1 protein-coding gene is annotated in these 2,696 nt (G+C 57.7%); it reads left to right on the top strand.

Annotation, left to right across the window (positions count from 1 at the left end; genetic code table 11):
* Positions 1–499 precede the first annotated feature (499 nt).
* On the top strand, positions 500–2,140 hold the full coding sequence (locus KDX30_RS29350) for a methyl-accepting chemotaxis protein (protein ID WP_231678244.1): 1,641 nt from the start codon (positions 500–502) through the stop codon (positions 2,138–2,140).
* Positions 2,141–2,696 lie beyond the last annotated feature (556 nt).

The following is a 2,696-nucleotide window of genomic DNA, read 5'->3' as shown; positions in this document are numbered from 1 at the left end:
GACGCAGATTTTTTGCAGGGAAAATACCTTCGCGAATGAATTCGCTCCTACCGAAAAACAGTGCAGTCAGGTGTTAACGCTGTGAACACCCATCCCGGTGGGAGCGAATTCATTCGCGAAAGCGGTGCGTCAGACGCAGATTTTTTGCAGGAGAAATGCCTTCGCTAATGAATTCGCTCCTACCAAAAACAGTGCAGGCAGGTGTTAACGCTGTGAACCCATCCCGGTAGGAGCGAATTCATTCGCGAAAGCGGTGCGTCAGACGCAGATTTTTTGCATGGAAAATACCTTCGCGAATGAATTCGCTCCTACCAAAAACAGTGCAATTAGAGCCAGACGGACGGACGGGCTCACTAAATTCCATAGCATGCCGCTATGCCTACTGTAGCTACCCTCAATTGGGCTTAAAGGCCGACTGAAGATACCTTCCCGTTACCGCAATATATGGCGCATTGACACCAAGGCGCTTCAGCTACTTGTTTACCCACGAGTTCACCCCATGAAAAATCCGATATCCCTCGCATCGCGCATCGGCCTGGGCTTTGCCGCCATCGTGTCGCTGCTTGTATTGATTACCTCCGTGGGTATCCAACGAGTTGGATTTATCGACTCCACGCTGGAAGACGTCAGCAACAACGCCGCGAAAGTGCAGCGCTACGCGATTAACTTCCGCGGCAGCGTTCACAACCGCGCTATCGCCATTCGTGATGCCGTGCTGGTGACCAATGATCGCGACCTTGAATCCCACCTGGCCGAAGTCAGCAGCCTGCAAAAAGACTACGTGGATTCAGCCACGCCGATGGACCAACTCTTCGCGAGCAACACCGTCACCCCGCAAGAGCAATCCATGCTGCAGGCCATCAAAGACATCGAACAGCGCACCCTGGCCTCCACGAAAAAACTGATCGACCTGCGCCGCACCGGCGACATCGCGGGCTCTCAGGCTTTGCTGCTCAACCAGATATCCGCCGACTACAGCGAGTGGCTCAAGCGCATCAACGCCTTGATCGACTACGAAGAAGCGTCCATCAAATCGCAGCTCAGTGACGTGCAGGCCACCGCTAGCCAGTTTCGCGGCTTGATGTTGCTGGCGACTGGCGCGGCCTTGTTGCTGAGCATCTTCCTGTCGATCCTCATCATCCGCTTCGTCAAATCCACCCTCGGCGCAGAACCCACCGAAGTGGCTCAAGCCATCCAGCGTCTTGCCGCGGGCGACCTGCAGCAAAGCATCGTCACGCCCTACCCCGACAGCGTGATGGGCGTACTGAAAACTGCCCTCAGCCGCCTGGCTGACACCATTACCCAAGTGCGCATGGCCGCTCAGGAAGTGAATCAGTCCTCCACACTGCTGTCCGCCACGTCGATCACCAACAACGACCAGATAAACCTGCAAACCCGTGAAGCTGAACAAGTGGCCACCGCCATCACGCAAATGGCAGCCACCGTCAACGAAGTCACCGGTTACGCATCCCAAGCCGCCGATGCAACGCGTCTGGCCGACGGCGAAGTGGAAAGCGGTAACCAGTTGGTCGCGGGCACCACCCTGGCGATTGAACAATTGGCCACGTCACTGGCGGAAACCACCCTGACCGTGGAGCGGGTGTCCAAACAAAGCGAAGAGATCGAGAGCGTGATCGACGTCATCAACTCAATCGCCTCTCAAACCAACCTGCTGGCCCTCAACGCGGCCATTGAAGCAGCAAGGGCTGGCGAGCACGGCCGGGGCTTTGCAGTCGTCGCCGATGAAGTACGGTCGCTGGCCAACCGTACCCAGCGCTCGACGCAAGACATTCGGGACATGATCAGCACCCTGCAAAGTGGTACTGAAGCCGCCGCGCAAACCATGCGTGACAACTGCGAACTGGTAGGTCGCACCGTGGAGCAAACCCGCAATGCACAAGGTGCGCTGTCCAAAATCAGTCAGGAAGTAGGCGCCATCAACCGCATGAACGCACAGATCGCCAGCGCCTCGGTGCAGCAAAACAGCGTGGCGGAAGAAGTGGCCGTCAACATCAACCGCATCCACGGTTCAACCGTGCAGTCCGCAACCGGCTCAAAGCAAGTGGCCACCGCAAGCCAGGAACTGGCAAAACTGGCAGACCGCCTGACCCAGAAAGTGGCGTTCTTCAAAGTCGGCTGAGCCCGCCCGAACCTGTGGGAGCGGGCTTGCCCGCGATGAACGATGACGCGGTATGACTGCAAGCCGCGGCATCCCCAATCGCGAGCAAGCTCTGCTCCCACACATGCCTGCCCCACCATCAAACCCTGTTGGAGCGAGGCATGCCCGCGAAGAACGATGACGCGGTATAACTGCAAGCCGCGGCACCCCCAATCGCGAGCAAGCTCTGCTCCCACACATGCCTGCCCCACCATCAAACCCTGTTGGAGCGAGGCTTGCCCGCGAAGAACGATAACGCGGTATGACTGCAAGCCGCGGCACCCCCAATCGCGAGCAAGCTCTGCTCCCACAATGTCTGTGCCCCGCCACCGAACTCTGTGGGAGCCGGGCTTGCCCTAATGCCTGTCAGTTAAGCTCCGTTGGTTTTTTCTTTGGATATTTGACCGGCCTTGGTTTGACCACTCGGGGGTAAGCTCGCTTACGCCTGGGTGGCAGCATGAAGTGCTGTGCCTGTGTTCTTAGCTCCGCCAAACGTTTGGGGATCGTGCCCGGTGTTTCGGTCGGACAAAAGCGCAGC

This window comes from Pseudomonas quasicaspiana, from assembly GCF_021147825.1.
GTDB classification, from domain to species: domain Bacteria; phylum Pseudomonadota; class Gammaproteobacteria; order Pseudomonadales; family Pseudomonadaceae; genus Aquipseudomonas; species Aquipseudomonas quasicaspiana.
This window is presented reverse-complemented; position numbering and strand designations above follow the sequence as displayed.